The organism is Mycobacteroides chelonae CCUG 47445, assembly GCF_001632805.1.
GTDB lineage: Bacteria > Actinomycetota > Actinomycetes > Mycobacteriales > Mycobacteriaceae > Mycobacterium > Mycobacterium chelonae.
In genome coordinates this window covers 4,655,127-4,679,373 of sequence record NZ_CP007220.1, presented here as the reverse complement: position 1 = coordinate 4,679,373, position 24,247 = coordinate 4,655,127, and the positions used below count along the sequence as shown (strand labels likewise).

Annotated in this window: 23 protein-coding genes; 16 read left to right on the top strand and 7 right to left on the bottom strand. The window is 64.4% G+C overall.

The features are described 5' to 3' along the window. Window positions 1-34: 34 nt before the first annotated feature. From BB28_RS22790 to BB28_RS22770, 5 genes are all read left to right on the top strand, one after another. A complete protein-coding gene (locus BB28_RS22790; RefSeq protein ID WP_046255171.1) occupies window positions 35-718 on the top strand; it encodes a hypothetical protein in 684 nt (227 codons plus the stop codon). Between the two features lie 9 nt (window positions 719-727). Further along, window positions 728-1,339, top strand: a complete 612-nt coding sequence (locus tag BB28_RS22785; RefSeq protein ID WP_046255170.1) for a LemA family protein — start codon at window positions 728-730, stop codon at window positions 1,337-1,339. Then, a complete protein-coding gene (locus tag BB28_RS22780; protein WP_052740334.1) occupies window positions 1,340-2,035 on the top strand; it encodes a DUF3137 domain-containing protein in 696 nt (231 codons plus the stop codon). It abuts the gene before it with no gap. Window positions 2,036-2,106: 71 nt separating this feature from the next. Further along, window positions 2,107-2,508, top strand: a complete 402-nt coding sequence (locus BB28_RS22775; RefSeq protein ID WP_046255169.1) for a VOC family protein — start codon at window positions 2,107-2,109, stop codon at window positions 2,506-2,508. A 74-nt stretch (window positions 2,509-2,582) separates the two neighbouring features. Then, window positions 2,583-4,061 (top strand): M1 family metallopeptidase, encoded by a 1,479-nt coding sequence (locus BB28_RS22770; RefSeq protein ID WP_046255168.1) that lies wholly within the window; start codon window positions 2,583-2,585, stop codon window positions 4,059-4,061. Between the two features lie 75 nt (window positions 4,062-4,136). Here the strand turns inward: BB28_RS22770 and BB28_RS22765 are convergent, their stop codons facing one another. Further along, on the bottom strand, window positions 4,137-5,102 hold the full coding sequence (locus tag BB28_RS22765) for a sigma-70 family RNA polymerase sigma factor (RefSeq protein ID WP_046255167.1): 966 nt from the start codon (window positions 5,100-5,102) through the stop codon (window positions 4,137-4,139). Window positions 5,103-5,143: 41 nt separating this feature from the next. Further along, entirely contained in the window at window positions 5,144-6,838 is a 1,695-nt protein-coding gene (locus BB28_RS22760) for a DUF3556 domain-containing protein (RefSeq protein WP_046255166.1), read from the bottom strand. A gap of 80 nt (window positions 6,839-6,918) precedes the next feature. On the opposite strand from BB28_RS22760, the gene BB28_RS22755 reads away from it, so the two are divergent. Continuing rightward, a complete protein-coding gene (locus tag BB28_RS22755) occupies window positions 6,919-7,737 on the top strand; it encodes an alpha/beta hydrolase (RefSeq protein WP_081252315.1) in 819 nt (272 codons plus the stop codon). Between the two features lie 13 nt (window positions 7,738-7,750). On the opposite strand, the gene BB28_RS22750 is transcribed toward BB28_RS22755, so the two are convergent. Beyond that, entirely contained in the window at window positions 7,751-9,010 is a 1,260-nt protein-coding gene (locus BB28_RS22750; RefSeq protein ID WP_225421961.1) for an oxygenase MpaB family protein, read from the bottom strand. 138 nt (window positions 9,011-9,148) lie between these two features. On the opposite strand from BB28_RS22750, the gene BB28_RS22745 reads away from it, so the two are divergent. Together BB28_RS22745 and BB28_RS22740 are read left to right on the top strand one after the other, a co-directional pair. Next, window positions 9,149-9,901 (top strand): DUF2786 domain-containing protein, encoded by a 753-nt coding sequence (locus BB28_RS22745; protein WP_030097385.1) that lies wholly within the window; start codon window positions 9,149-9,151, stop codon window positions 9,899-9,901. Beyond that, window positions 9,898-10,437 carry a TIGR04338 family metallohydrolase gene (locus BB28_RS22740; RefSeq protein ID WP_075874135.1) on the top strand — a complete coding sequence of 180 codons (540 nt, stop codon included), beginning with the start codon at window positions 9,898-9,900 and terminating at the stop codon, window positions 10,435-10,437. The genes BB28_RS22745 and BB28_RS22740 overlap by 4 nt, the downstream gene beginning before the upstream one ends. On the opposite strand, the gene BB28_RS22735 is transcribed toward BB28_RS22740, so the two are convergent. Both BB28_RS22735 and BB28_RS22730 read right to left on the bottom strand, forming a co-directional pair. Next, window positions 10,434-11,078 (bottom strand): O-methyltransferase, encoded by a 645-nt coding sequence (locus BB28_RS22735; protein ID WP_046255163.1) that lies wholly within the window; start codon window positions 11,076-11,078, stop codon window positions 10,434-10,436. The two genes, BB28_RS22740 and BB28_RS22735, sit on opposite strands and share 4 nt — an antisense overlap. A gap of 49 nt (window positions 11,079-11,127) precedes the next feature. Beyond that, window positions 11,128-12,846, bottom strand: a complete 1,719-nt coding sequence (locus BB28_RS22730) for an aldehyde dehydrogenase family protein (protein ID WP_046255162.1) — start codon at window positions 12,844-12,846, stop codon at window positions 11,128-11,130. An 86-nt stretch (window positions 12,847-12,932) separates the two neighbouring features. Between BB28_RS22730 and BB28_RS22725 the strand changes: the two genes are divergently transcribed. After that, window positions 12,933-13,658 (top strand): TetR/AcrR family transcriptional regulator, encoded by a 726-nt coding sequence (locus tag BB28_RS22725; RefSeq protein ID WP_109365485.1) that lies wholly within the window; start codon window positions 12,933-12,935, stop codon window positions 13,656-13,658. A gap of 50 nt (window positions 13,659-13,708) precedes the next feature. Then, window positions 13,709-14,521, top strand: coding sequence for an SDR family NAD(P)-dependent oxidoreductase (locus tag BB28_RS22720; protein WP_046255161.1), 813 nt, complete (start codon window positions 13,709-13,711; stop codon window positions 14,519-14,521). On the opposite strand, the gene ilvD is transcribed toward BB28_RS22720, so the two are convergent. Further along, complete coding sequence (gene ilvD / locus BB28_RS22715; RefSeq protein ID WP_046255160.1) at window positions 14,518-16,221, bottom strand: dihydroxy-acid dehydratase; 1,704 nt, start codon at window positions 16,219-16,221, stop codon at window positions 14,518-14,520. The genes BB28_RS22720 and ilvD overlap by 4 nt on opposite strands. A gap of 109 nt (window positions 16,222-16,330) precedes the next feature. On the opposite strand from ilvD, the gene BB28_RS22710 reads away from it, so the two are divergent. From BB28_RS22710 to ricR, 3 genes are all read left to right on the top strand, one after another. Next, window positions 16,331-17,713, top strand: a complete 1,383-nt coding sequence (locus tag BB28_RS22710; protein WP_078284797.1) for a WS/DGAT/MGAT family O-acyltransferase — start codon at window positions 16,331-16,333, stop codon at window positions 17,711-17,713. 74 nt (window positions 17,714-17,787) lie between these two features. Beyond that, a complete protein-coding gene (locus BB28_RS22705; protein WP_030097376.1) occupies window positions 17,788-18,417 on the top strand; it encodes a DUF305 domain-containing protein in 630 nt (209 codons plus the stop codon). Between the two features lie 5 nt (window positions 18,418-18,422). Further along, on the top strand, window positions 18,423-18,725 hold the full coding sequence (ricR, locus tag BB28_RS22700; protein ID WP_030097375.1) for a copper-sensing transcriptional repressor RicR: 303 nt from the start codon (window positions 18,423-18,425) through the stop codon (window positions 18,723-18,725). On the opposite strand, the gene BB28_RS22695 is transcribed toward ricR, so the two are convergent. Further along, the gene (locus BB28_RS22695; protein WP_046255159.1) at window positions 18,722-19,324 is read right to left on the bottom strand and encodes an SACE_7040 family transcriptional regulator; all 603 of its coding nucleotides are present in this window, start codon (window positions 19,322-19,324) and stop codon (window positions 18,722-18,724) included. The two genes, ricR and BB28_RS22695, sit on opposite strands and share 4 nt — an antisense overlap. A 101-nt stretch (window positions 19,325-19,425) precedes the next feature. Here BB28_RS22695 and BB28_RS22690 point away from each other — a divergent pair, with 101 nt between their 5' ends. The 3 genes from BB28_RS22690 to BB28_RS22680 are packed head-to-tail and all read left to right on the top strand — an operon-like array spanning window position 19,426 to window position 24,156. After that, complete coding sequence (locus BB28_RS22690; protein WP_046255158.1) at window positions 19,426-21,003, top strand: carboxyl transferase domain-containing protein; 1,578 nt, start codon at window positions 19,426-19,428, stop codon at window positions 21,001-21,003. Then, a complete protein-coding gene (locus BB28_RS22685; protein ID WP_046255157.1) occupies window positions 20,984-22,999 on the top strand; it encodes an ATP-binding protein in 2,016 nt (671 codons plus the stop codon). The genes BB28_RS22690 and BB28_RS22685 overlap by 20 nt, the downstream gene beginning before the upstream one ends. After that, complete coding sequence (locus tag BB28_RS22680; RefSeq protein ID WP_046255156.1) at window positions 22,996-24,156, top strand: acyl-CoA dehydrogenase family protein; 1,161 nt, start codon at window positions 22,996-22,998, stop codon at window positions 24,154-24,156. The genes BB28_RS22685 and BB28_RS22680 overlap by 4 nt, the downstream gene beginning before the upstream one ends. Window positions 24,157-24,247 lie beyond the last annotated feature (91 nt).

The window sequence follows — 24,247 nt, the reverse complement described above, 5'->3', positions numbered from 1 at the left end:
TGTGTGCAGGGGCAACGGGTAGCGAGGGGGGAACGTGTCTGAGGGCCTGCTGATGGCGACGGGTATCGCTCTCTTCGTGCTGGTCTTTGCGGGGGTGTGGTTCCTCTCGTCCCGGATGCGCCAGAAGAGAATCGCCACCCTGAGCGCCTGGGCCCAGGCGAACGGTTGGACGTACAGCGCTGAGGACCAGAGCCTGCTGGGGTTGTCCCATGATGAGCCCTTTGGGCAGGGGCATAGCCGCAGGTTTCACGACGTCTTCAACGGCAGCATTGGCCGTCATGAATTCGTGTCATTCCAGTACACCTACAAGGTCACCACCGGCAGTGGCGACCAGCGGAGCACCGAGACTTACTACTTCATGGTGACCTGCATCGTCACGCCGCCGTCGCCGTATCGGCTGGAGATCAAGCCCGAGGGTCTATTGGCGGGACTCGCTCGTGCCGTGGGGTTTACGGATCTGGAGTTCGAATCCGACGAGTTCAACAAGCGGTTCAACGTCAAGGCCGCTCCGGAGCGGTTTGCCTACGACGTACTCAACCCGCGGACCATGGAGCGGATGTTGGCAGACCAAAGGTATTCGCAACCCTTGCGATTCGAGAACGGGAGACTGCTGACCTGGTGTCGCGGCAAGCTCGATGAGCAGCGGATCGCCAGCGAGGTGCAATACCTGATAGATACCGTCGAACCAATCCCGGCGTATGCGTGGGAACAACACTAAGAGAAGGAAATGACTCCACTTCTGATCGCCATCGTCGTCGCGGTGTTTTTCGCGCTGACGATTGGACTTTGGCTCATGACCACGTACAACGGGTTCGTCAGAATCCGCAATCTGGTCCAGGAGGCGTGGAAGCAGATCGATGTCGAACTGCAGCGACGCCATGACCTCATTCCCAATCTGATCGAAACAGCCAGTGCGGCAGCGCAGTTTGAGCGGGATACGTTGCAGCAGGTGACCGCCGCACGCAACCTTGCCCGCGACGCGGCCGCCACACATCAGGGCGTGACGGCTCAGGCTCAGGCCGAGCAGCAGCTCTCTGGAGCCTTGGGGCGTTTCTTCGCCATCGCCGAGAGTTACCCACAGCTGCAGTCGATTCAGAACTTCGTCGCACTTCAGAACGAACTCGCCAATACCGAAGATCGCATCGCGGCGGGCCGGCGCTTCTACAACGGCAATGTGCGTGCGCTCAACACGAAGGTTCAGACGGTCCCCTCGAACATTGTGGCGAAATGGTTCGGGTTCACCGCAGCCGACTACTTCGAGCTTGACGATCCAGAGGCTCGAAAGGTGCCCAACATTCGCGGAGCTTTCGACCGACTGAATCCACCTCCGCAGCAGTAGGTGAGTGCGCTGTTCGGCGTGCTGGTCCTCTGCGCGCTGGCCGTAGGCTTCGGCGGGCTTGTGCTGCTGGGCGTGTGGATGTTCAAGGCAGCTCAGCGGAACCGTCAACGGCGCTCGGCGTGGTTGTGGTCCTTCGCGTCTGGCCGGGGATGGAGCTTCGCCGAGAATGAACCCGGTCTCGTCAGGCTTTCGGCCCATGCGCCATTTGGTTTGGGACACAGTAGATCCGCGACGGACGTGATTCGCGGCGTCATTGATGGGGTGCCCTTCGTGTCGTTCACCTACACGTATAGGACGGGTGACTCATCGGAGAACTCCGAGATCATCTACACCGCCATGGTGACGTGTGTAAGGACGCCGCCGTCGCCGAACATGCTGGTGGTAACTCCCGAAGGGGCGCTGTCCGGCCTGAAGGATGCGATGGGGCTCGGGGATCTCAAGTTGGAGTCGGAGGACTTCAATCGGCGCTTTCGCATCCGCACCAACAACAACCGATTCGCCTACGACGTATTGAATCCCAGCACCATGCACCGCATGCTGACCGACCGGCGGTTTCAACTGCCGATGAGGTTCGATAACTCCAACCTGTTTACCTGGAGGTGGGAGGCGCTGAGGCCAGAATGGGTTGAGCCGCACGTGCGGTACCTGATCGATATTCTGCGCGCCGTTCCCGAGTACGCATGGGAGCGGCGATGAGTTTCCGGACCCCGGGTAGTCGGTACTGATGAACGGTGGAAACGCCGCCGTCTACGCACTGAGGAGACCCGATGTCCCGCATGCTGTTCGTCAACCTTCCCATCGCCAACGCCGCGGCCAGCCGTAAGTTCTTCGATCACCTCGGCTTCTCATTCAACGACCAGTTCTGCGACGAGAACACCCTCTGCATGGTCATTAACGAACAGAGCTGGGTGATGATGCTGGAGGAAGACCGATTCCGCGGTTTCATCGCCGACGACATCGCCGATACCTCCAAGAATCGTGAAGTGCTGCTCTGTGTTTCGGCCGACAGCCGAGAGGGTGTCGACGAACTGACGGATGCGGCGCTTGCCGCCGGTGGGGTGGATTGGATGCCGGCGCAGGAACTTGGCTTTATGTACGGACGGTCGTTCCGTGACCTGGACGGACACGTGTGGGAGGTCAGCTGGATGGATCCGGCACACCTGCAGTAGCTACCCGCGATCCGTGCTGCCTTACGTAGAGTCGTTCAACAGGGTCACAGGGGCCCGCTCTACGTAAGGCTCACATGATTCTCAAGACTCTCGGGATCCCGGCTGTTCTGGCGGCGCTCGTGATCGGTGGTGGCGTGGCCCCCGCGCAGGCAACCGATGTCTTCACCCCGGGATCACCCAACGGGATCGACAGCTACTTCCCGCAGGATGGCAACGGCGGCTACCGCGTCACCCAGTACGACCTGATGCTGCGCTTCGACCCAGAGACCACCGATGTGAACGGCACGATGGTGATTCGCGCGGCCGCCACCCAGAACCTGTCGAGCTTCAACCTGGACTTCTCGGATCTGGGAACGGTGACGGCGTCCGTGGACGGCCGGCCGGCCGGCACCGAATTCAGCGGCGAGCACGAGATGACTGTTACTCCGGACAAGGGCATCCGCACCGGAAGTTCCTTCACGACCACGGTCACGTATGCCTTCAACGAGCAACAGGAGGCGACGGAACGCGGTCTCGGCGCGCTGTCGGGTTGGGTACGCAGCACCAGCGGCGGATATGCCAAGGGCGGTGAACCCGATGGTGCCGAGAACTGGTACCCGTCGAACAACACCCCGGTGAACAAAGCGCCGTTCAAACTGACCGCGACGGTGCCCTCCTCGTGGGTGGCCGTGGGCGGTGGCAGGGAAGGGAAGGCCACCGAGTCCGGTGGCTGGACCACCACCACCTGGAACGAGCCTAATCCCGTTGCCATGTACCTGGTTCCGTTCGCCGTGGATCATTTCTCCGTGTTCCGGTCCACCTTGCCCAGCGGTACTCCGGTGGTGAGCGCGTTTGCGCCCGACGCCGGTTCCGGTAACGCCGAGGCACGATTGCCCGAGGTGCTCAGCTTCCTGGAATCCAAGCTCGGCAAGTACCCGCATGTAGCGGCGGGCGGCATCTTCGCCGACCCGATCCGCGAGGACATTTCATTCAGCGCCCTGGAAACTCAGACCCGCCCGTACTACACGTTCAGCCGCGATACCGAGGAAGAAAAGCGGCTGTCGGTGGTAGTGCACGAGAACACTCACGAGTGGTACGGCGACGTGGTGTCGGTCGAGCAGTGGCGCGATATCTGCCTCAACGAGTGCTTCGCCTCGTACCTGCCGTGGATGTGGTCGGAGGAAAAGGAAGGCAAGTCCATCGACAAGCACTACCGCGAGACCGTCGAGAAGATCTGGGATGAGGACAAGGTGTGGGGGAACCTGCTCTACGACATGTGCCCGGACGGTGCGGAATGCAGTGCGGACGAGGTCTTCAACCCGCTCGGTGTGTACGGCAAGGGCCCGCTGGCACTTCATGCGTTGCGCCGCACCATCGGGGACGGGCCGTTCCTGCAGATTCTGCGGTCATGGCCGTCGGCGCACAAATGGGGCAATGCGACCTGGCCGCAGTTCGAGGCCTACGTGCAGAAGGCCACCGGTAAGGACCTCTCCGGATTCTTCACCGCGTGGTTCCACAGCACGACCCGGCCCGCGGACCAGTATCTGTTCCCGGGGAGCCTCGCTCAGCGGTAAGCGGCAACGCCGAGACCGAGGTTGTGGCGGGAAAAGGCGAGACGAATCCGCCACAACCTAGGTTTCGGCGGTGAACTAGTCGGTGAGTTCGGTTGGGAGACCGAACTTCTCGAACAGTGAGATGTCGAAGAAGCACACCACATGGGCCACGCCGTCGGGGGTGACGTCCAGTACATGCATCTGGAACGGGCGGTGCACGCCGTCGCCCTCGCGCATGTAGAGGCCGATGGCAGGCTGCCCGTTGGCTGACGTCTCGAGCAGGCGCATATCGCCGGCGTGCTCGGCGGGGCACTGCTCCTTGATGAGCGTGGCGATGCTCTGCCCGCCCTGATACCAACCGGTGAACGGTGGCATCTCCCAAATCGCTTCGGTGGTAAACATTTTCGCGATCGCATCGACGTCATAGCGCTCGAATGCGTCGATGTACTGGCGGAGCTGCTCGCGCAGCATCGGGTCCTCGGGTTCCAGCAGGGTTTCTTCCCGTGGCGATACTTCCTGGAGCTGCGCCCGGGCGCGCTGCAGCAGACTGTTCACCGCGGCGGTGGTGGAACCGATCGCCTCGGCGACCTCCTGGGCTTTCCACTGCAGCACCTCGCGCAGCACCAGTACCGCGCGCTGCTTGGCGGGCAGATGCTGCAGTGCGGCGACAAACGCCAGACGGACCGACTCCCGTGAACCCACGATGCTGGCCGGATCGGTCGCGTCATCGGGCAGCGGTTCCAGCCACGGGATCTCGGTGCGCTCGTCCAACTCGGCGAGCGGGTCGGCGCTGGGGGCTCCCAGTCCGGTGGGCAACGGACGGCGCTGCTTGCCCTCCAGCGCCGTCAGACAGGTATTGGTGGCGATCCGATACAGCCAGGTGCGCACCGACGACTTGCCCTCGAACCGTTCATAGGCCTTCCAGCCGCGCAGGTAGGTCTCCTGCACCAGGTCCTCGGCATCGTGGATGGAGCCCGTCATCCGGTAGCAGTGGGCCAGAATTTCGCGCCGATATTGTTCGGTGTGCGAAAGAAATTCATCCTCGATGGCTTGTGCCGTCACGGGGGCGACAATAGTCGTGTCCACCGACACGTGTCAGCCGGTTACCGGGTGTTGACGTGCACCGGCAGCTCGTCATCCCAGGGCTGGCGGTTGACCATGTCGGCCACCCGAACGTAGCCGCTTTCGAACTCACCGGTGGCCGCGTCCACGAGTCGATATTGCTGGGTTTGACGATGGATGGGCTGGGCATCGAGTAAGACGATGCGCACCTCGCCCGGCTCGAACTGGCACCGCTCCTGCATCGCGGCGATCAGCTGCTCGTTGTGCATGTGCCCGTCGCCGAAGTTCCAGCCGATCGCCGTGCTGCAGATCCGTTCGCCGTCGGTGATGACGTAATCATCTTCGCGGTCGCGACCGCTCGGGCCCGCCATGGCCCGGTGCGCGAGCGTGAACATGGCCCGCCCATGCGTATTCATGGCTCGGAACGCATAGCCGATATACATGAGCAGTGGTGCCTGGTCGGTGCCGTAGTAGCGCTCCATCTGGGCTTGCGGCATGCTCGCGATCGCCACGATGCCCTTGTCGATTTTCGCGCTGGCGGACGGTTTGATGCACCACAGTGTGGTGTCCCAGTTACCGGCGTAGTACCGCATGCCGGGCAGGAAGGAAACCTTGCGGGGCAACAGGTTTCCCGCGACAACCACCCCGGCGCTCAGGGCGAATAGGGCAAACACGGGCACGGGATGTTCCATATCGCGCAGACCGATGTTCGCGTGCGCGAAGAACAGCGACAGCACGCCGAAGATCATGAACACATTCCACTCCAGCGGCACACCCATCGGGATGGCGGTGAGGATGCCCAAGTGGAAGCACACCATCACGATGGCGGCGACCGTGGTGACCCAGCCGCCGTGACTGAAGAACAGTGCGATGGGTACCAGCATCTCGATTGCGGTGCTCAGATGTGCGACGACGCGGGAGAGCCGTCCGGGGCGCAGGTCGTCGGGGAACTTCTCGAAGAACGCCCGCTTGAGACGTTTGGCGCGGATGAGCGGGTTGTTGGACATCATCGTCGAGATGACAAAGGGGAAGTGGTGGTTGAGTTTTGACGTCGCCGCACCCATCCAGATGACGACGAAGATCAGTTTGGCGGCGACGATCATGTCGGCCCCGGTGAAGAGGAACGTCACAGTGAGGGCGCCGTACACCTCGCCGCGTGCCGCCAGGAAGATCACCTTGTCGCGCAGGCCGGCGATGGCCAGCAATCCGAGGATGGCGACGACCGGCCAGAGGGGCAGCAGCCCCGTCGGTGCGGGCTGGGAGAACAACGCGACCAGGAGCATCGCCAGCAAGGCGGCGTACAGCACCACGTCCACGGGGGTTCGCGCGCTGCCTCGGGTGAGGGGGATACGCGGCCAGGGCGGCAGGCGAATGGTGCTGGGACGCAACCAGTACAGGATTGAACCCAGGGGAGGGAAGAACCTGTTGTTGAGTGGGCCGAAGCCGCAGCCGAGGCCGATGACCTCGAACAGCATGGTGTAGAGCACCACCTTCTGGAAGACGATGGGTGCGGACCAGTCCGCCGGCCCGACTCCGTCGGTCGAGACCATGGCGAACAGCCAGCCGCCAAGGATGTACAGGCCGATCTTCAGGACGTAGAAGAGATGCAAGGCCACCGGTGTCCCGAAGCCCACCTCGGCCCAGTGCCGGGCCATCGGACGTATCTTCTCGGCGCGGGTGCCCTTGCTCCATTCGGCGATATCGACGACGGGCAGCGTGGGCTTGAGGAATCCCATGGCCCCACACTAGAACGTGTTCTAGTTGAGGATGGCCGGTTCGGCGGTTCCGTAGAGTTTTCGAGGTGAGTGGATCTCGGGTGCAGCGCGCCTTCGACGGCGCCGACAACGTGCGGATTGTTTATGACACCTGGACGCCGGAGGGGCCGCCGCGTGCCGTCGTCGTGCTCTCGCACGGTTTCGGCGAGCACGCGCGGCGGTACGACCACGTCGCCCAGCGGTTCAATGACGCCGGGTACCTGGTGTACGCCCTGGACCACCGTGGTCACGGTCGTTCCGGGGGTAAGCGCGTGTATCTGCGGGACATCTCCGAGTACACCGACGACTTCGGCACCCTGGTGGACATCGCGGCACGCGAGTACCCCGACCTCAAGCGAATTGTGCTCGGGCACAGCATGGGCGGTGGTATCGTCTTCGCCTACGGTGTCGACCACCAGGACCGTTACGACCTGATGGTGCTCTCGGGGCCCGCGATTGCCGCACAGGTCGGATTGCCGTACGTGCTGACCCTGGTGGCTCCGGTGGTGGGGCGGCTGGCGCCCGGGCTGCCGGTGCAGAAGCTCGATGTCAACGCGATCTCCCATGACCCGGCGATCATCGCCGCATACAACGCCGATCCGCTGGTGCATCACGGTCGGGTGCCCGCGGGCATCGGCCGGGCCTTGCTGGGGGTGGGGAAGACGATGCGGCAGCGCGCCGCCGGTCTGCGGCGCCCGGTGCTGACGATGCACGGCGGGGACGACCGGCTGACCGCGCCCGAAGGCAGCGTGTGGCTGTCCGAGTCGGCGCCCGATGCGACGCTGAAGATCTGGAAGGGCCTGTACCACGAGATCTTCAACGAGTTCGAGAAGGAACTCGTGCTCGACGAGGTGCTGTCCTGGATCGACGCCCGGCTTTGACGCGCGGCCGCCGCTACCGCCGCATGGCGGACAGGTCTTGGAAGTCGTGGGTGTGGGCGCCGGACTGCCAGTCGATCCAGTGCTCCCAGCGCCGCATCTTGCCCCGCTGCCAGCGCTGGTCTACCGCCGGGACGGCATGGCGCGCCAGCTCGATCGCGGCGACAAACGGGGCACGGGCGACGAGTGCCGCGGTGCCCAGCCAGCCATTGGGAATCCGATAGAGCCGGCGGTTCCACGGCAGCATGAACAGCCGTGTGAAACCTGCCTGCAGTTGCAGATGGAACAGGCCCCGGAGCCGATTGGCCGGTGATGAGCCGGGACTCGGCGTGAACGACGGGACGAAGGACTCCACGAGTTCACGTGAGGCGTCGCCGCCGTCGTAGGCGCGGGTGGCGTCGAAGTGGTACAGGATCCGTACCGCATCGGCGACTGTCTCGGGATAGATGTCATCACAGCGCACCCCGAGCAGGTATCCCAGGTATCGGCAAAAATGCAGGGCCGCAATCATTTCCGATCGTGTGGTGAGATAGCCGACCGCCCACAGGCCGAGCCCGGGCGCCACGCTGCCGGCGATAAGTGTCAGCAGCATCTCCGATTGGCTGATGGGCTCGCCCCATTGCTCGCGGCGCCACTCGGGATGCTTGCGCACTCCGCGGCGTACCGAGACATGCATGACGCGGATCTTCATGGTGATCTGCCGGGCAACCGAGTATCGGTCCAGGGCGGCGCCGGGTCGTGCGCATTCCAGCCACCACCGGCTGGTCTCGAGATGCCGGTGCATCGCGCCCTGGCCCGCATAACCACCGGCCAGCGAGAGGGGGGTCGCCAGCCAGCCCTCGGTGTAGGTGTCCATGGTGCCGGCGTTGGCGATGGAGCCCATGTCGTAGCCCCACCGCCGCCACACGGCGGCACCGGCCTCGATGAGCTGCGGATCGGCCCACGGTGGCAGCGTGTCGAATTCGGCGAACAACGCCCGCATCGACTCCGGGGCGTCCTCGACGGCGTCGATTCCCTCGCTGAGCGCGCGCTCCAATAACGCGCGGCCGCGCTCCGGGCCGATCTGCCCGTAGTAGACCTCCTCAACGAAACTCTCGGCGACCGGATCGGTTATCCACAGGCCGGCCCCGTATTGGCGGACTACCTCTTCGGATGGGGTGAGATCGAATCCCGTCCAACGGCGCAGGGTGTTGCGCAGCCCTGTGTGTGCGGGTGCGGGATGTGCGAGATTCTCCGCGTAAGCCGCAGGCAGTACTGCATTTTCCTGAATGGTCACGCGGCCTCCGGTATCTCCGTATGTCTCATGTGCGGCTATCGAAACACAACTCGAACGACTTGACAACAAAGGTTGTCAGAAGTGGGGGGTGATGCTTGCTTTGGTCGCATGTCCCCGCGCTCGCCTAATCTGGCCTTCGTGACAGAGGACAAGCAGCTCTCGCGGATCGCCGCACTGCTCCGCCAGGCCGAGGGCACGGACAACGCCCATGAAGCCGAGGCCTTCATGGCGGCGGCGCAGCGCCTTGCCACCGCGACCTCGATCGACCTGGCGGTCGCCCGTGCGCACTCGGCCAAACGAGACGCCCAGGCGCGGCCCACCCAGCGCACCATCACTATCGGTGAGGCGGGCACCCGTGGCCTACGGACCTACGTCAACCTGTTCGCGTTGATCGCCGGCGCCAATGACGTCACGTGTGATGTCGCATCCAACTCGACCTACGTATATGCCTACGGCTTCGCCGAGGACATCGACGCCGTCCACGCGCTCTACGCCAGCCTGGTGGTCCAGATGGTCAGGGCCTCGGATACGTACATCGGTTCGGGTGCGCACCGGCCCACACCAACCATCACGGCCCGCCTGAACTTCCAGCTGGCCTTCGGTACACGGGTGGGGCAGCGGCTGGCCGACGCACGACAAGAGGCGCGCGCCGAGGCGGTCAAGACCGAGAAACGGGGCACGGGAACCGAACTGGTATTGCGTGACAAAGACATCGAGCTGCGAGACTTCTACAAGGGTGCCTCGACGGCCCGCGGTCAGTGGCGTGCGGTGAGCGCACAGGCCGGTTATTCCTCACACGCCCGGCGTGCGGGTGATCGTGCGGGCCGCCGGGCCAGGCTTGGGAACAGTCCCGAACTGGCAGGTGCGCGTGGCGCATTGGAGCAGAACTGAGCAATCAGTCACGGCCTCAGTCGGATGCCGTCGCGCGAGCGGCTCATCCACGTGATTCCCAGCGCGCCAAGGTATACGCGGCCGAAGAGTTTGTGCGCACCATGTTCGAGCGGGCGGCCAGTCACAGCCAACGGGATATCGATTTCTTCGGCACCAGGCTGACCCTGCCGCCCGAGGCACGGTTCGCGTCGGTCGAATCGGTGCAGCGCTATGTCGATGAGGTGCTGGCCCTCGTCGCGACCAGATGGTCTGCCGGACCCGTCACCGTGCGTGCCCGGCGGGGAGCGACGGCCGCTCATTACGAGCGTGACGGAGACCGGGCGGCCATCGCCGTTCCCGACGATCGCAACGGAAGCGCCTGGGCCATGCGCGAACTGGTGATCCTGCATGAGCTGGCGCATCACCTGTGCCCGCACGACGCTCCGGCGCACGGCCACGATTTCGTGGCCCTTTATCCGGAGCTGGCGGGGCTGGCCATGGGGCCGGAGGTGGAGTTCGTTCTGCGCACCGTCTATGCCCGCGAGGGAGCGCGCTAACGCACGACGGCGATCGCCAGCCCGTCCCAGCCCTTGACGCCCACCGTCTGCAGCGCGGTCGCATCAAGGCCTGGGTTGGACCCCAGTAGTTCCAGCGCGTCCCGCGTCCCCTCGGCGTTGGGTCCGTCTTCGGAGATCCAGCGAATCACGTTGTCTACCACGATGACCGACCCTGCAGTGGTCAGTCGTAATGCCCAGCCCAGGTAGTTGGGATTGTTGGCCTTGTCGGCGTCGATGAAGACCAGATCGAACGGCCCCTGGACCGACGGAAGATTGTCGAGGGCGCTACCCACCAAGATCTCGACCTGTTCGGCCAGCCCGGCGCGCTCCAGGCTCGCCTGAGCCACGGCGGCGTGCTTGGGCTCGTACTCGAGCGTCACGACGGCGCCCTCGGGTCCGACCGCCTTGGCCAGCCATGCGGTGCTGTACCCGCCAAGCGTGCCTATCTCGAGCACCCGGCTGGCCTTGGCAATCGTCGCCAACAGGTACAGGAATTTGCCTTGTGTTGCTGACACCGCGATATCCGGCAGGCCACCGTCGTCCTGCGCCTGCCGAATATGCTCCAGCTCTGCGGCGTCGGTAGCGACGGTGCGCTCCAGGTACTGGTCGACTTCTACCCAGCGGTTCTCTGCGTTGCCCATGACTCGACATTACGCCGCACCGAGATGGTGCCGGGCAACGTGATTCGCGTCAGCCGCGTAGCGCGGAGATGAAGATCCGAGGCACTTTCAGCAGGCTGGGCTTACCGGCGAAGTCGACCAGCAGTTCGCCAGTGCCCGCCGCTGTGGCATTGCTCACGAACCACGGTGGCTTCGGGGACAGGGCCCATTCGCCATGTGCAAAGGACCGCGGGAACGGCCGGAAGGGGCCGCGGACCACGGTACGTTCCGGCTTCTCGACCAGGAAGCCGTTGTGCACCACGCCGATCCCGCTTTGTACGTCATTGAGCACGTGGCCGGGGAATGCGCCCCACGTCGCGGAGGGGGTCAGATATCCCACCCCGGTCCAGGCGTTGATCGCGACGGTGCCGTACCGCAGGTCTTCGACCAAGGTGTCGAAATGCGATCCCAGCGCCTCGATGGTGTCGGGGTGCGCGAGCACGTTCACGCCGAGCGTTCCGACGAACTCGTCATTGGCCACCCGTGCGGCCTCCTGCAGGAAGAGGGCTCCGTCCGGGTCATTGGCGACATCGAGTTCGATGACGCCCAGGACGGGCCCGAAGTACTCGGTACGCAGCAGAGCCGTGCGGTCCTCCGGATCGACTACGAGCACGCGCGCGCCGTTCTGTCCGAGGCGCTCGGCGTCGGGGTAAGACTGTTGCGCACCGGCCACCCGGTCATCCGAACCGGGGTAGTAGGCAGGACGGGACGGCGCCTCGTCGACGGCCTTGCGCAGCGCGGCGAGGAACTCTTGGCGCTGCGGCCATGCCTTCGAGAGCACCACGACCTGCGAGGCGATGCAGTTGTAGCCGTTGTTGTGTAACCGCTGGGTGGCGATGTGCCGGGTCTGGAACTCGATATCGGAGGAGCTCCACTGGCCGGGCACCACGATGGTCGGCGAAACCCCGCCGAGTTCGCTGGTGATGGCCTTGTCCAGGACCGGCTGGTTGGCGGCCTTGCGCTGTGCGCCTTCCTCCCCGGTGCCGAACACGATCGCGTCGTGGGTGACCGAGCTGCCGGTCATATGGACGTGATCGACCAGCTGATGGTGCACCAGGTAGGTACCTACATCGGCGCCGCCGGTCAGGATCCGTACCGCGCCGATCGCGATGAAGGGCTGCAGCACCTGGGTGAACACCGGCAGCAGTGGATCGGTGATGGGGTTGAGCTTGAGGGCCACCACGCGGTTGTTGGCGAAAAGCTCGTACAGGGTGTCCAGGGGCGCGATCGAGGTGATGTTGCCTGCGCCGAGCACCGCGCCGACACCCTGGGTGCGGCTGGGGTCACGCTGCGCCAGGCCGGCCGTGCGCAACGCCTCGGCCTTATCCACACCGGGCTGCAACCACAGCTCAGCGCTGAACCCGGACAGCAGCAGCTTGTCGAAGATGTTGAGCGGCAACACCGAAACCGTTGTACGACCGCCGGGAGTGACACCGAACTCGGCGTCTTGAAGCGGGCTTTGTCCGGCTTGGAGCTGCTCCAGGCTGGCGATCAGGGAGGCGATGGCCCCCGCCACGGCGTACGGGCCCGAGATCCATTCCTCGCCGACCAGGGGAGATTCCGGGTCGAGCTTCTTGATCTGGAATGCCGCCGCCTGCACCCACTGGTGCGCATTGTCGATCACGCGCTGGCGGGTATCCGCCAACAAACGCAAACGATCTGCCAACGAGGTTTTGGCCCAGGCCTTTTCGCCTTCGGTCAAGTCCTGCAGGGCTTGGTCGACGGGGGATTCGATCTGTACGTCGGTCATGGATGTCAGCTCGCGCTCTAATCGAAGTCGGGTGGTGATGTGTTCGGTGGGTCACATGGTACGTGACGTACCACCCCATTGCTAGAGTGAGCTTCGTGCAGCCCGACAGCCAAGAACTCCCAGCTGGCAGGTGGGATGGCCAGCGCGAACGGCGCCGGGCCGAGTTCGTCGAGGCCGCCCTTGCTGCCATTGCCGAGCACGGTCCGCAGACGTCCACGGAGCAGATCGCGGTCTATGTGGGGGTCACCCGAACAAAGCTCTACCGGCACTTCGACGGCGCCGCGGACTTACAGCGCGCCGTGGCTCGGCGGGCCGGCGACATGATCATCGCTGAGCTTGCACCCGTATGGCAGCCGCTCGGCTCGATGGCACAGATCATCGAGGCGGGTATCGGTGCGTACGTTCGTTTCCTGGTTGGGCACCGCAACCTGTATCGGTATCTTGCGCGATGCTCACTTTCTGAGGGCTCGGATGCGCCCGATGCCATTGCCGATATCAAAATGTCTGCAGGACTGCATCTTTCGCGGGTGTTTGCGGTGTACCTCGAAGCGTTCGGGGTTGACACCGATGCCGAGCTGCTGGCAATGGGCATTGTCGGGATGGCCGAGACCTCGGTGAGTTACTGGTTGGACCAGCCAGGGCAGACCTCACAAGAACGATTGATCGAGAGCCTGGTTCGGCGCATCTGGCTCATCGTGGAGGACAGCCTGCGTGCGGGCGGTGTCTACCTCGATAGCGAGGAGCCACTGCCGGAACCGGGGGAAATCGCCCGGAACGTGCAGCGTTACCGAGATCCCGCACGCCTCCCGTAGCGCCGAAGATTTCTGATGTCGCCGCATCGCCAGCGACATAGGCTCAGTAGGTGCTTCCCTCCCCGCGCGCTGACGCCGCCGCCTTGATCACCGGAGCCTCATCGGGCATTGGCGAAGAACTCGCACGAGAATTCGCACGGCGTGGTTACCCCGTGGTGTTGGTGGCGCGGCGTGCCGATCGGCTACGCGGGCTGGCCGAGAGCCTGGGACGAACTGCTCACTTACTGCCCGTTGATCTTTCGAGTGCCCAGGAGCGCGCTCAATTGCCTCAGCGCGTGGCGCAGCTTGGGCTCGCGGTTGACGTGCTGGTCAACAATGCCGGGCTGAGTACGGCGGGGCCCGTCGCCGCATCCGACCCCGCCGCCGAGCTCAACCTGGTGGAGGTGGACGTCAGTGCGGTGGTGGATCTCTGCTCGCGCTTTGTGCCGCAGATGGTGGCACGCGGCAGAGGGGTCGTGCTCAACCTCGGCTCGGTCGGCGCCTTCGGCCCGCTGCCCGGGCAAGCCGCCTATGGGGCCGCGAAGGCATTCGTGGTCTCGTACACCCACGCGCTGAACGAGGAGCTGCGCGGCACCGGCGTCCGCGCCGCGACACTGTGCCCGGGTCCGGTGAAGACGGGATTCGGTGCGGCGGTGGGAATCTCCGATGAGGACGCCGAAGCCGCGATGCCCAAGGTCATGTGGGTGGACGCGGCGAACGTGGCCAGGACGGCGGTCGATGGATTGGCGGCGGGCAAGACCGTGATCGTGCCCGGGCTGGCCAACCGCATCGGTGCGGCCGCCAACCATCTGCTTCCGCGCGGATTACTCACCCGCATGGTGGCGCGGAGCCATCCCGCGCTCAAGAGAGGCCGGAAGGCTTAGCCGCAGACCGCTCCGACAGCGGCCGACTGCACCAGCTTGGTGTACTTGGCCAGCACCCCGGTCTTGTACCGCGGCGGCAACGGTTCGAATCCCTCACGGCGCGCGGCAAGTTCTGACTCATCGACCAGGAGGTCCAGCTTTCCGTTGGCGACGTCGAGGCGGATACGGTCACCGTCCCTGACGAATGCGATGGGGCCACCGTCGACGGCCTCGGGCGCGATATGCCCGACGCACAGACCGGTGGTACCGCCGGAGAATCGGCCGTCCGTCATCAGCAGCACGTCCTTGCCGAGGCCGGCGCCCTTGATCGCACCGGTGATGGCCAGCATTTCGCGCATACCGGGTCCGCCCTTGGGGCCCTCGTAGCGGATGACGACGACGTCGCCGTGCGTGATGGTGCCATCTTCCAGGGCGTCGAGTGCTGCCCGCTCCCGTTCGAAAACCCTTGCCGTGCCTTCGAAAACATCGGACTCAAAGCCCGCGGACTTGACCACGGCGCCCTCCGGGGCCAGTGTGCCGTGCAGGATGGTGATGCCACCCGTCGGGTGGATCGGATTGTTCATGGCGCGCAGCACCTTGCCATCCGGGTCCGGCGGCGCGATGTGTGCGAGGTTCTCGGCCATGGTCTTGCCGGTGACCGTGAGGCAATCGCCGTGCAACAGGCCCGCATCCAGAAGCGCGCGCATCACCACTGGCACGCCGCCGATTTCGTCGACATCCTTCATCACGTGGCGGCCGAAGGGCTTCACGTCGGCAAGGTGCGGAACCTTGTGGCCGATGCGGGTGAAGTCATCCAGGGACAGCGGCACCTCTGCCTCACGGGCGATGGCCAGCAGGTGCAACACCGCATTGGTGGACCCGCCGAACGCCATCACCACGGCGATGGCGTTCTCGAAGGCCTCCTTGGTGAGGATGTCGCGCGCGGTGATCCCGCGGCGCAGCATCTCGACGACGGCCTCCCCGGACTTGCGTGCGTACTCCTCGCGACGCTTGTCGATGGCGACGGGAGAAGCACTGCCCGGCAACGACATGCCGAGTGCCTCGGCGGCGCTGGCCATGGTGTTGGCGGTGTACATACCGCCACAGGCGCCTTCGCCCGGACAGATGGCGCGCTCAATGATGTCGACGTCCTCACGCGACATCAGACCGCGTGCGCACGCACCGACGGCCTCGAAGGCGTCGATGATGGTGACTTCCTTTTCGGTACCGTCGGTCAGCTTGGCCTTGCCGGGCATGATCGAACCGTTGTAGAAGAACACCGAAGCCAGGTCCAGACGTGCCGCGGCCATGAGCATCCCGGGGATGGACTTGTCGCATCCGGCCAATAGCACCGACCCGTCCAGTCGCTCCGCCTGCATCACGGTCTCGACGCTGTCGGCGATGACCTCGCGGGACACCAGCGAGAAGTGCATGCCCTCGTGGCCCATCGAGATGCCGTCGGACACCGAGATGGTGCCGAACTCCAGCGGATAACCTCCGGCCGAGTGCACACCCTCCTTGACCGACTGGGCCAGGCGCTGCAGCGACATGTTGCACGGGGTGATCTCGTTCCACGACGAACCGACGCCAATCTGCGGCTTCACCCAGTCGTCGTCACCCATGCCTACGGCGCGCAGCATCCCGCGGGCGGCAGTCTTCTCCAGACCATCGGTGACGTCGCGACTACGCGGCTTGATATCAGGTGCGTCGTGGGCTGACATGCGCCTAAGTATCCCCGGCGGCTACTTAGCCGGTCAAAGGGGATTCGCTCTTCGCGCCAGCAGCTCATCGCTGCGGATTCCGCCTCCGGAAGCCGAGCAAAGTGGCAGCATGACCGCCATGCCATTCATGCCGGTCAGCGACTCGATGTTTCTCATCGGGGAGACGCGGGAACATCCCTTCCACGTCGGCGGCCTACAGCTGTTCAAACCGCCCGTCGATGCGGGCCCGGATTATGCCGAGGTGTTCTACGAACAACTGATGTCGACCACCGAGGTGTCGTCGGACTTCCGCAAACGACCTGGGCAGCCGCTGGCGGTGATGGGCAACCTCACCTGGATCATCGACGACGAGATCGACTGGGAGTACCACGTGCGCCGTTCGGCGCTGCCGCGCCCGGCCCGGGTGCGTGAGCTGCTGACCGTCACCTCACGGTGGCACAGCTCCCCGCTGGATCGGCACCGACCGTTATGGGAAATGCATGTGGTGGAAGGGCTTTCGGACGGGCGCCTGGCTGTGTACACGAAGATGCACCACGCGGTCATCGACGGTGTCGGTGCTTTGCGCATGATGATGCGCTCGCTCTCCGATGATCCCGATGCGCGCGACTGCCAGGCCGTGTGGGCCCCTGCCAAGCGGCGTGCGAAGAGCAGCATCGTGAGCACCACCAACACGTCGGCGCTGGACCTCGTCAAGGGAGCCGCCGGCGCGGTGCGGCAGGTCGTGTCGATTCCGCCAGGTCTGCTCAAGTACGGACGCCACGCGCTCTCGGACCCACAGCTCGTCAGGCCGTTGTCGGCTCCACACACCATGCTGAATGTCTCGATAGGAGGTGCGCGACGCTTCGCGGCGCAAACCTGGTCGATGACGCGGATCAAGGAGGCGGGCAAAGCCCTGGGGGGAACCGTCAACGATGTGGTGCTGGCCATGTGCGCCGGTGCGTTGCGCACATATCTGGAGGAGCAGAACGCACTACCCGATAAGCCGCTCATCGCGATGTGTCCGGTGTCGATCCGGGCCGAGGGGGACCAGAACGCGGGGAACTCGATCACCGCGCTGCTGGCCAACCTGGCGACCGACAAGCCCGATCCGCTCGAGCGGTTCAGTGCGATCCGCGACTCGGTGCAGGCCGCCAAGTCGGTGCTCTCGGAGATGACGCCCATGCAGCGGATGCTGGTCGGCGCGCTCAATGGAGCTCCGGCGTTGTCCGGTGCCGTCCCGGGTTTGGTGGACAGGGCGGCTCCCGCATTCAACGTGATCATTTCTAATGTCCCGGGCCCGCGCACCGATATGTTCTGGAACGGGTTCGAGATGGACGGGTGCTACCCGGCGTCGATTCCGATCGACGGAGTGGCGTTGAACATCACGTGCACCAGCAGCGGTTCGGCGATGCACTTCGGATTGACCGGGTGCCGTACGAGCGTGCCGCATCTGCAGCGGATTCTGACCCATCTGGAGGAGGCGCTGACCCAGCTGGAGGAGTCCGTCGTTTAGCGCGTTGTACCCGCGAGGGGTATGCCCTCTCGCGATCTCGTACCCTATGGGGGTATCTGAGCTACGATAGTGGCATGCGAAACCGAACTCGGACTGCGATCCTTGCCGGCGCTGCTGCTGCGGTGCTGATTCTGTCAGCGTGTAGCTCGGACAAAAAGGGTGATGAGACGAAGTCCGAGCATTCAGGTCATTCCGGTATGCCGGGGATGACGACGACGCTCGATACCAACCCCGCGACGGCTCCGTCCGATCACAACGATGCAGATGTGACGTTCGCTCAGCAGATGATCATGCATCACCAGCAGGCCGTCGAGATGTCCAAGTTGACCGAGGGGCGTACCGCCAACCCGGCGGTACTGGAGCTCGCGAACAACATTCAGACGGCGCAGCAGCCCGAGATCGACACCTTCACCGAGTGGCTCACGAGCTGGGGCCAGCCGCTCATGCCGGAGGGGCATGACCCCGCCGGGCACATGCCTGGCATGGTGGACACGCCGGTATTGGACCGGATGAAGACCCTCAACGGCGAGGTTTTCGACCAGCTGTGGTTGCAGTCGATGATTGCTCACCATCAGGGCGCCGTCGCCATGTCGAATGCGGAACTCTCCGGAGGCCAGTACCCTTCGGCAAAGCAGTTGGCGCAAAAGATCATCGATAATCAGCAGCCTGAGATCGACACGATGCAAGGCCTTCTCAAGGGATAATGGACATGAGCACCAAGACTTCGACTCCACACGGTTACTCGCTGAAAAAGGATGACTACGCCAAGCGGCTCCTGCGCATCGAGGGGCAGGTGCGTGGCATCGCCAAGATGATCGACGAGGACAAGTACTGCATCGACGTACTGACCCAGATCAGCGCCGCGCAGAGCGCGCTGCGGTCGGTTGCGCTCGGGCTCCTCGACGAGCATCTCGGTCATTGCGTCTCCAATGCCGTTGCCTCCGGGGGCGCCGACGCCGACGAGAAACTGGCCGAGGCGTCCGCGGCAATTGCCCGGCTGGTTCGCAGCTAGGAGCCGAGCGCGGCAACCACCATCTGCCGCAGCACCGCGCGCGTCTGAGTGGGCGCTGATCGACCGGCGCTGTAGGGCGTGGAGTTCATCAGGCCGAACGCGGCATGCGCCTTGATGCGCGCATCCGACTCATCGAGTTCGCCATCGATCTGGCACAGCACCTGCACCCAGGCCTCCACGTACCGGCGCTGATATTGGCGCACCTGACGTCGTGCGTTCTCCGGTAGCGAGTCAAGATCGCGGTCCTGCACCCGGATCAGGTCGCTCTCGTTGAGTGCGAAGTCGAGGTGGAAATCGATGAGACCAGAGAGCGCTTCTGACGCTCCGGCTGCCGTCTCGACGACATCGGTACCACCGGCAAGAAGCCTGCGGCTCACGTCGGTGAGCAGGTCAACCAGTAGGGCTTCCTTGTTGGGGAAGTGCCGGTATATCGCCGGGCCGCTAATTCCCACGGCCGAGCCGAGATCTTCCAGTCGCACCCGCGCATACCCGCGCATGGCCACCAGCCGGGCCGCGGCCTGCAGCAGCTGATCCCGACGATCGGCTTTGGCACGTTCGCGTTTGTTCGGAGTTTCCGACTCGGGTACCAGGTTGGTCATCACACCTCCTCGGCGGCGCGCTCTAGACAAATCAGTTAATGGAGATTATCTTAATTCAAGTTAATCCTCATTAACTGAAACTTCAGATTTCGGAGCTGGGTATGACTCTGGTTGGTGAGCAGAACAGGGCCGAGCATGCTCGACTGGTTGCCGAGCTGCGGGAGCGGCTCGCACGCGCCGCGCTCGGCGGCAATGAGCAGTCCCGACAACGGCATGTGGACCGCGGCAAGCTCCTCCCGCGCGACCGTGTCGAGGCGCTACTTGACCCGGGCAGCCCGTTTCTGGAGTTGTCACCGCTGGCGGCGAACGGCATGTACGACGACGACGCGCCCGGGGCCAGCATGATCGCCGGTATCGGCCGTGTCTCGGGGCGCGAATGCGTGATTGCCGCCAACGATGCGACGGTCAAGGGCGGCACGTACTACCCGATGACGGTCAAGAAGCACCTGCGCGCCCAGGAAATCGCGCTACAGAACCGGCTGCCCTGTATCTACCTGGTGGACTCCGGTGGCGCCTTCCTGCCCAAGCAAGACGCGGTGTTCCCGGATCGCGAGCACTTCGGCAGGATCTTCTACAACCAGGCCACCATGAGCGCCAAGGGAGTTCCGCAGATCGCCGCGGTGCTGGGCAGTTGCACCGCCGGTGGCGCGTATGTGCCGGCGATGAGCGACGAAGCCGTCATCGTGCGCAAACAGGGCACGATCTTCTTGGGTGGTCCGCCGCTGGTGAAGGCCGCCACGGGTGAGGTGGTGACCGCCGAGGAGCTCGGCGGCGGCGACCTGCATTCGCGTACCTCGGGTGTGACCGATCACCTGGCGGCCGATGACAAGGACGCGTTGCGGATCGTGCGCCGCATCGTGTCGACGCTGGCGCCCAAGGTTGAGGCGCCCTGGCCGGTTACCGAAACAATTGCCCCAGAGCGCGATCCGGGCACCCTGTACGACGTGGTGCCCACCGATCCGCGCATCCCCTACGACGTCCACGAGGTGATCGTGCGGCTCGTGGACGGCGGCACCTTCACCGAGTTCAAAGCCGAGTACGGAAAATCGCTCGTCACGGGAACCGCGCGGCTGCACGGGCACCCGGTCGGAATCATCGCGAACAACGGGGTGCTGTTCGCTGAAAGTGCCATGAAGGCTGCACATTTCATCGAACTGTGCGATCAGCGGCGCATTCCGCTGGTGTTTCTGCAGAACATCTCCGGATTCATGGTGGGTCGCGATTACGAAGCCGCCGGTATCGCCAAGCACGGGGCGAAGATGGTCACCGCCGTGGCGTGCGCACGTGTGCCCAAGCTGACGGTGGTCATCGGTGGCTCTTACGGGGCTGGCAACTACTCGATGTGCGGACGCGCGTACTCGCCGCGATTCCTGTGGATGTGGCCGAACGCACGCATCTCGGTGATGGGCGGTGAGCAGGCCGCCTCGGTGCTTGCGACGGTGCGCGCCGATCAAAGCGCGGCGTCGGGCAAGGAGTTCACCGAGGATGAGCAGGAAGCGTTCAAGGCGCCCATACGTGAACAGTATGAACGGCAAGGTAATCCGTACTACTCGACGGCGCGGCTTTGGGACGACGGAGTGATCGACCCCGCCGATACGCGTACGGTGCTCGGGCTGGCGCTCGGAATCTGCGCCAACGCACCACTTGAACCCATTTCCTATGGCGTCTTCCGGATGTAGTGATGAGTGTCTACACGAAAAACAGAAGGTGCGGCCAGTGATTCGTTCAGTGCTTATCGCCAACCGCGGCGAGATCGCGGTACGCATCGCATCCACGTTGCGAGCCATGGGGATTCGATCGATCGCCGTCTACACCGACGGGGACACCGATCATCTCGATGCCTGCGATACCGCGGTGTACCTCGGTGCGGAATCCGCGGGCTACCTCGACATCGACGCGATCATCAGCGCCGCCAAACAGGCGGGTGCCGACGCTGTGCACCCCGGATACGGATTCGTCTCGGAGAATGCCGATTTCGTTCGTGCGTGTGAGTCGGCGGGCATCGTCTTCGTCGGGCCGCCCGCCGAAGCGATGGACGCGATGGGCGACAAGATCAGGGCCAAGGACACCGTCGCCGCGGCCGGCGAGCCGGTTGTGCCGGGCAGCGTCGGTGCACTCTCGGATGAAGAGCTGGTGGTCACCGCCGAGAAGATCGGGACCCCGCTGATCATCAAGCCGTCCGCGGGCGGCGGTGGCAAGGGCATGCGGGTGGTGCACGATCTGAGGCAGATGCCCGATGCGCTGATCGCAGCCCGGCGCGAGGCCACCGCGATCTTCGGTGACGACACCTTGCTTGTCGAGCGTTATCTGGCCCGCCCCAGGCATATTGAGGTTCAGGTCTTCGGTGATACCCACGGTAACGTGGTGCACCTGGGCGAGCGTGAGTGCAGTCTGCAGCGGCGGCACCAGAAGGTGATCGAAGAAGCACCTTCGCCACTGCTGACTGCGCAGCTGCGGGCCGCGATGGGCGAGACCGCGTGCCAGATCGCCCGCAGTGTTGGATATTTCGGCGCCGGAACCGTCGAATTCATTCTGGACAGCGATGCTCCCGAGTCCTACTACTTCATGGAGATGAACACGCGGCTTCAGGTGGAACATCCGGTTACCGAGATGGTGACCGGGATCGACCTGGTGCAGTGGCAGATTCTCGTCGCGGCCGGTGAACGGCTCCCGTTGACACAAGAACAGATCTCGCTGAGCGGCCATGCGATCGAAGCGCGGGTGTACGCCGAAGACCCGGCGCGTGAGTTCCTTCCGACCGGAGGAACGGTTGCGCTGGCCCGTTTTTCGAGTAGCGCGCGCACGGACACGGCATTGTCGACTGGTTCGGTGGTGGGTTCACGATTCGACCCGATGCTGGCCAAGGTCATTGTGCACGCGGCCGACCGTGCCACCGCACTGGCCGACACCGACCAGGCGCTCGCCGACACCCGGATACTCGGCGTGGGCACCAATACCGATTTCTTGCGCGCGCTGGTGACGAATCCCGTCGTGATTTCGGGCGACATCGACACGGCGCTGCTCGACAAGATCGCGTCCGAATACCATCCGCCGGTCGTTCCGCATTGGGTGTGGGTGGCTGCGGCGGCCCTGCTGGACGGCGAATCGGAATCCGGAACATTGTGGAACAGCAAGTCCGGGTGGCGTATTGGCGAACACGCGCCGCGTTCGTACCGGCTGCGCATCGGAGAGGCCATCGAACTGGTCCAGCTCTGGGGTGACCCGGTGGCCGAGGTCAGCATCGGGGACGGCGAGCGCACTTCTGCCAGGGCGCATCGCGCCACGGGACAGGTGAGCGTCGAATTCGCCGGCCAGCTGTACCGAGCGAACGCGGCACAGACCGGCAGCGCGGCGTGGATCGCCACCGACGAAGGAACCTGGCACGCCGATATCGCGCCGGAACCCCGGTTGCGGCATCACGATGGTGAAGACGAGGACGGCGAAATCCGGAGCTCGATGCCCGGGGTCGTACGGGTGGTGTCGGTGAACACGGGTGCCGTTGTCGAGCGCGACGCCCCGGTGGTGGTGGTCGAGGCCATGAAGATGGAACACACGCTGCGCGCACCGATCGCCGGCACCGTGACTGTCGCGGTGGCCGTCGGCGACCAAGTGGCCGTCGACCAACTCCTGGCCACCATCCATCCCGTTATCAACCCCGAGGAGGGGAAGGCATGACATTTAGCACCGCGGAACTGCCCGACGAGTACGAATCGCTACGTAAAACCGTTGAAGAATTTGCCAATTCGGTGGTGGCGCCGGTGGCCGCCCATCATGACGCCACCAAGACCTTCCCGTACGCGGTGGTGGCGCAGATGGGTGACATGGGGCTGTTCGGTCTGCCCTTCCCCGAGGAGTACGGCGGAATGGGTGGTGACTACTTCGCGCTGTGTCTGACGCTGGAAGAACTGGCCCGGGTGGACCAGAGTGTGGCCATCACCCTCGAGGCAGCCGTGTCGCTAGGGGCCATGCCGATCTATCGATTTGGGAACGAGGAGCAGAAGCAGCGCTGGCTTCCGGCGCTCGCCTCCGGAAAATCCCTGGCCGCCTTCGGTTTGACTGAGCCCGGTGGCGGCACCGACATCCCTGGCTCGATTCGTACCCGGGCAGTCGAGGATGACGGCAGCTGGGTCATCAACGGCTCCAAGGCATTCATCACCAATTCCGGAACCGATATCACCGCGGTGGTGGGTGTTGCGGCAGTGACCGGACGTTCGACGGACGGATCGCCGGAGATCTCGGTCATTCACGTACCTTCAGGCGCGCCGGGATTCACCGTCGAACCCGGGTACGACAAGGTCGGTTGGAATGCCTCGGACACGCATCCGCTGAGCTTCGACGATGTGCGGGTGCCCTACGAGAATCTGTTGGGTGAGCGTGGTCGTGGTTACGCGGGATTTCTGCGGATCCTCGATGAGGGGCGAATCGCCATCGCGGCATTGGCAACCGGGGCAGCACAGGGATGCGTCGACGAAAGCCTGCGGTACGCCAGCAGCCGCCCGGCCTTCGGTAGCGCGATCATCGACTATCAGTCGGTGTCGTTCAAGATCGCCCGGATGCAGGCGCGCGCGCACACGGCCCGGTTGGCTTACTACCACGCTGCCGCGCTGCTGCTGGCCGGAAAGCCGTTCAAGACCGAGGCTTCGATTGCCAAGCTGGTGGCCAGCGAGGCGGCGATGGACAACGCGCGGGATGCCACCCAGATCTTCGGGGGCGCCGGATTCATGAACGAGTCTCCGGTCGCCCGCCAGTATCGCGACAGCAAAATCCTCGAGATCGGCGAGGGCACGAGCGAGGTGCAGCTGATGCTCATCGCCCGTGCGTTGAGCCGGTAGCCTGTCGGAGTACTTAGCTGGCTGGGTGAGCTGGGCGTCCGCGACGGTCGCCCAGCGCGCTGAGTCACATCAGGTACCCCCACGGGGTTAT

Coding starts and splice junctions, on each gene's coding strand:
- BB28_RS22785 (WP_046255170.1), top strand. CDS start 728: ATGACTCCACTTCTGATCGCCATCGTCGTCGCGGTGTTTTTCGCGCTG.
- BB28_RS22775 (WP_046255169.1), top strand. CDS start 2,107: ATGTCCCGCATGCTGTTCGTCAACCTTCCCATCGCCAACGCCGCGGCC.
- BB28_RS22770 (WP_046255168.1), top strand. CDS start 2,583: ATGATTCTCAAGACTCTCGGGATCCCGGCTGTTCTGGCGGCGCTCGTG.
- BB28_RS22760 (WP_046255166.1), bottom strand. CDS start 6,838: ATGGGATTCCTCAAGCCCACGCTGCCCGTCGTCGATATCGCCGAATGG.
- BB28_RS22735 (WP_046255163.1), bottom strand. CDS start 11,078: ATGGGCAACGCAGAGAACCGCTGGGTAGAAGTCGACCAGTACCTGGAG.
- BB28_RS22730 (WP_046255162.1), bottom strand. CDS start 12,846: ATGACCGACGTACAGATCGAATCCCCCGTCGACCAAGCCCTGCAGGAC.
- ilvD (WP_046255160.1), bottom strand. CDS start 16,221: ATGTCAGCCCACGACGCACCTGATATCAAGCCGCGTAGTCGCGACGTC.
- BB28_RS22710 (WP_078284797.1), top strand. CDS start 16,331: ATGACCGCCATGCCATTCATGCCGGTCAGCGACTCGATGTTTCTCATC.
- BB28_RS22705 (WP_030097376.1), top strand. CDS start 17,788: ATGCGAAACCGAACTCGGACTGCGATCCTTGCCGGCGCTGCTGCTGCG.
- ricR (WP_030097375.1), top strand. CDS start 18,423: ATGAGCACCAAGACTTCGACTCCACACGGTTACTCGCTGAAAAAGGAT.
- BB28_RS22695 (WP_046255159.1), bottom strand. CDS start 19,324: ATGACCAACCTGGTACCCGAGTCGGAAACTCCGAACAAACGCGAACGT.
- BB28_RS22690 (WP_046255158.1), top strand. CDS start 19,426: ATGACTCTGGTTGGTGAGCAGAACAGGGCCGAGCATGCTCGACTGGTT.
- BB28_RS22685 (WP_046255157.1), top strand. CDS start 20,984: ATGGCGTCTTCCGGATGTAGTGATGAGTGTCTACACGAAAAACAGAAG.
- BB28_RS22680 (WP_046255156.1), top strand. CDS start 22,996: ATGACATTTAGCACCGCGGAACTGCCCGACGAGTACGAATCGCTACGT.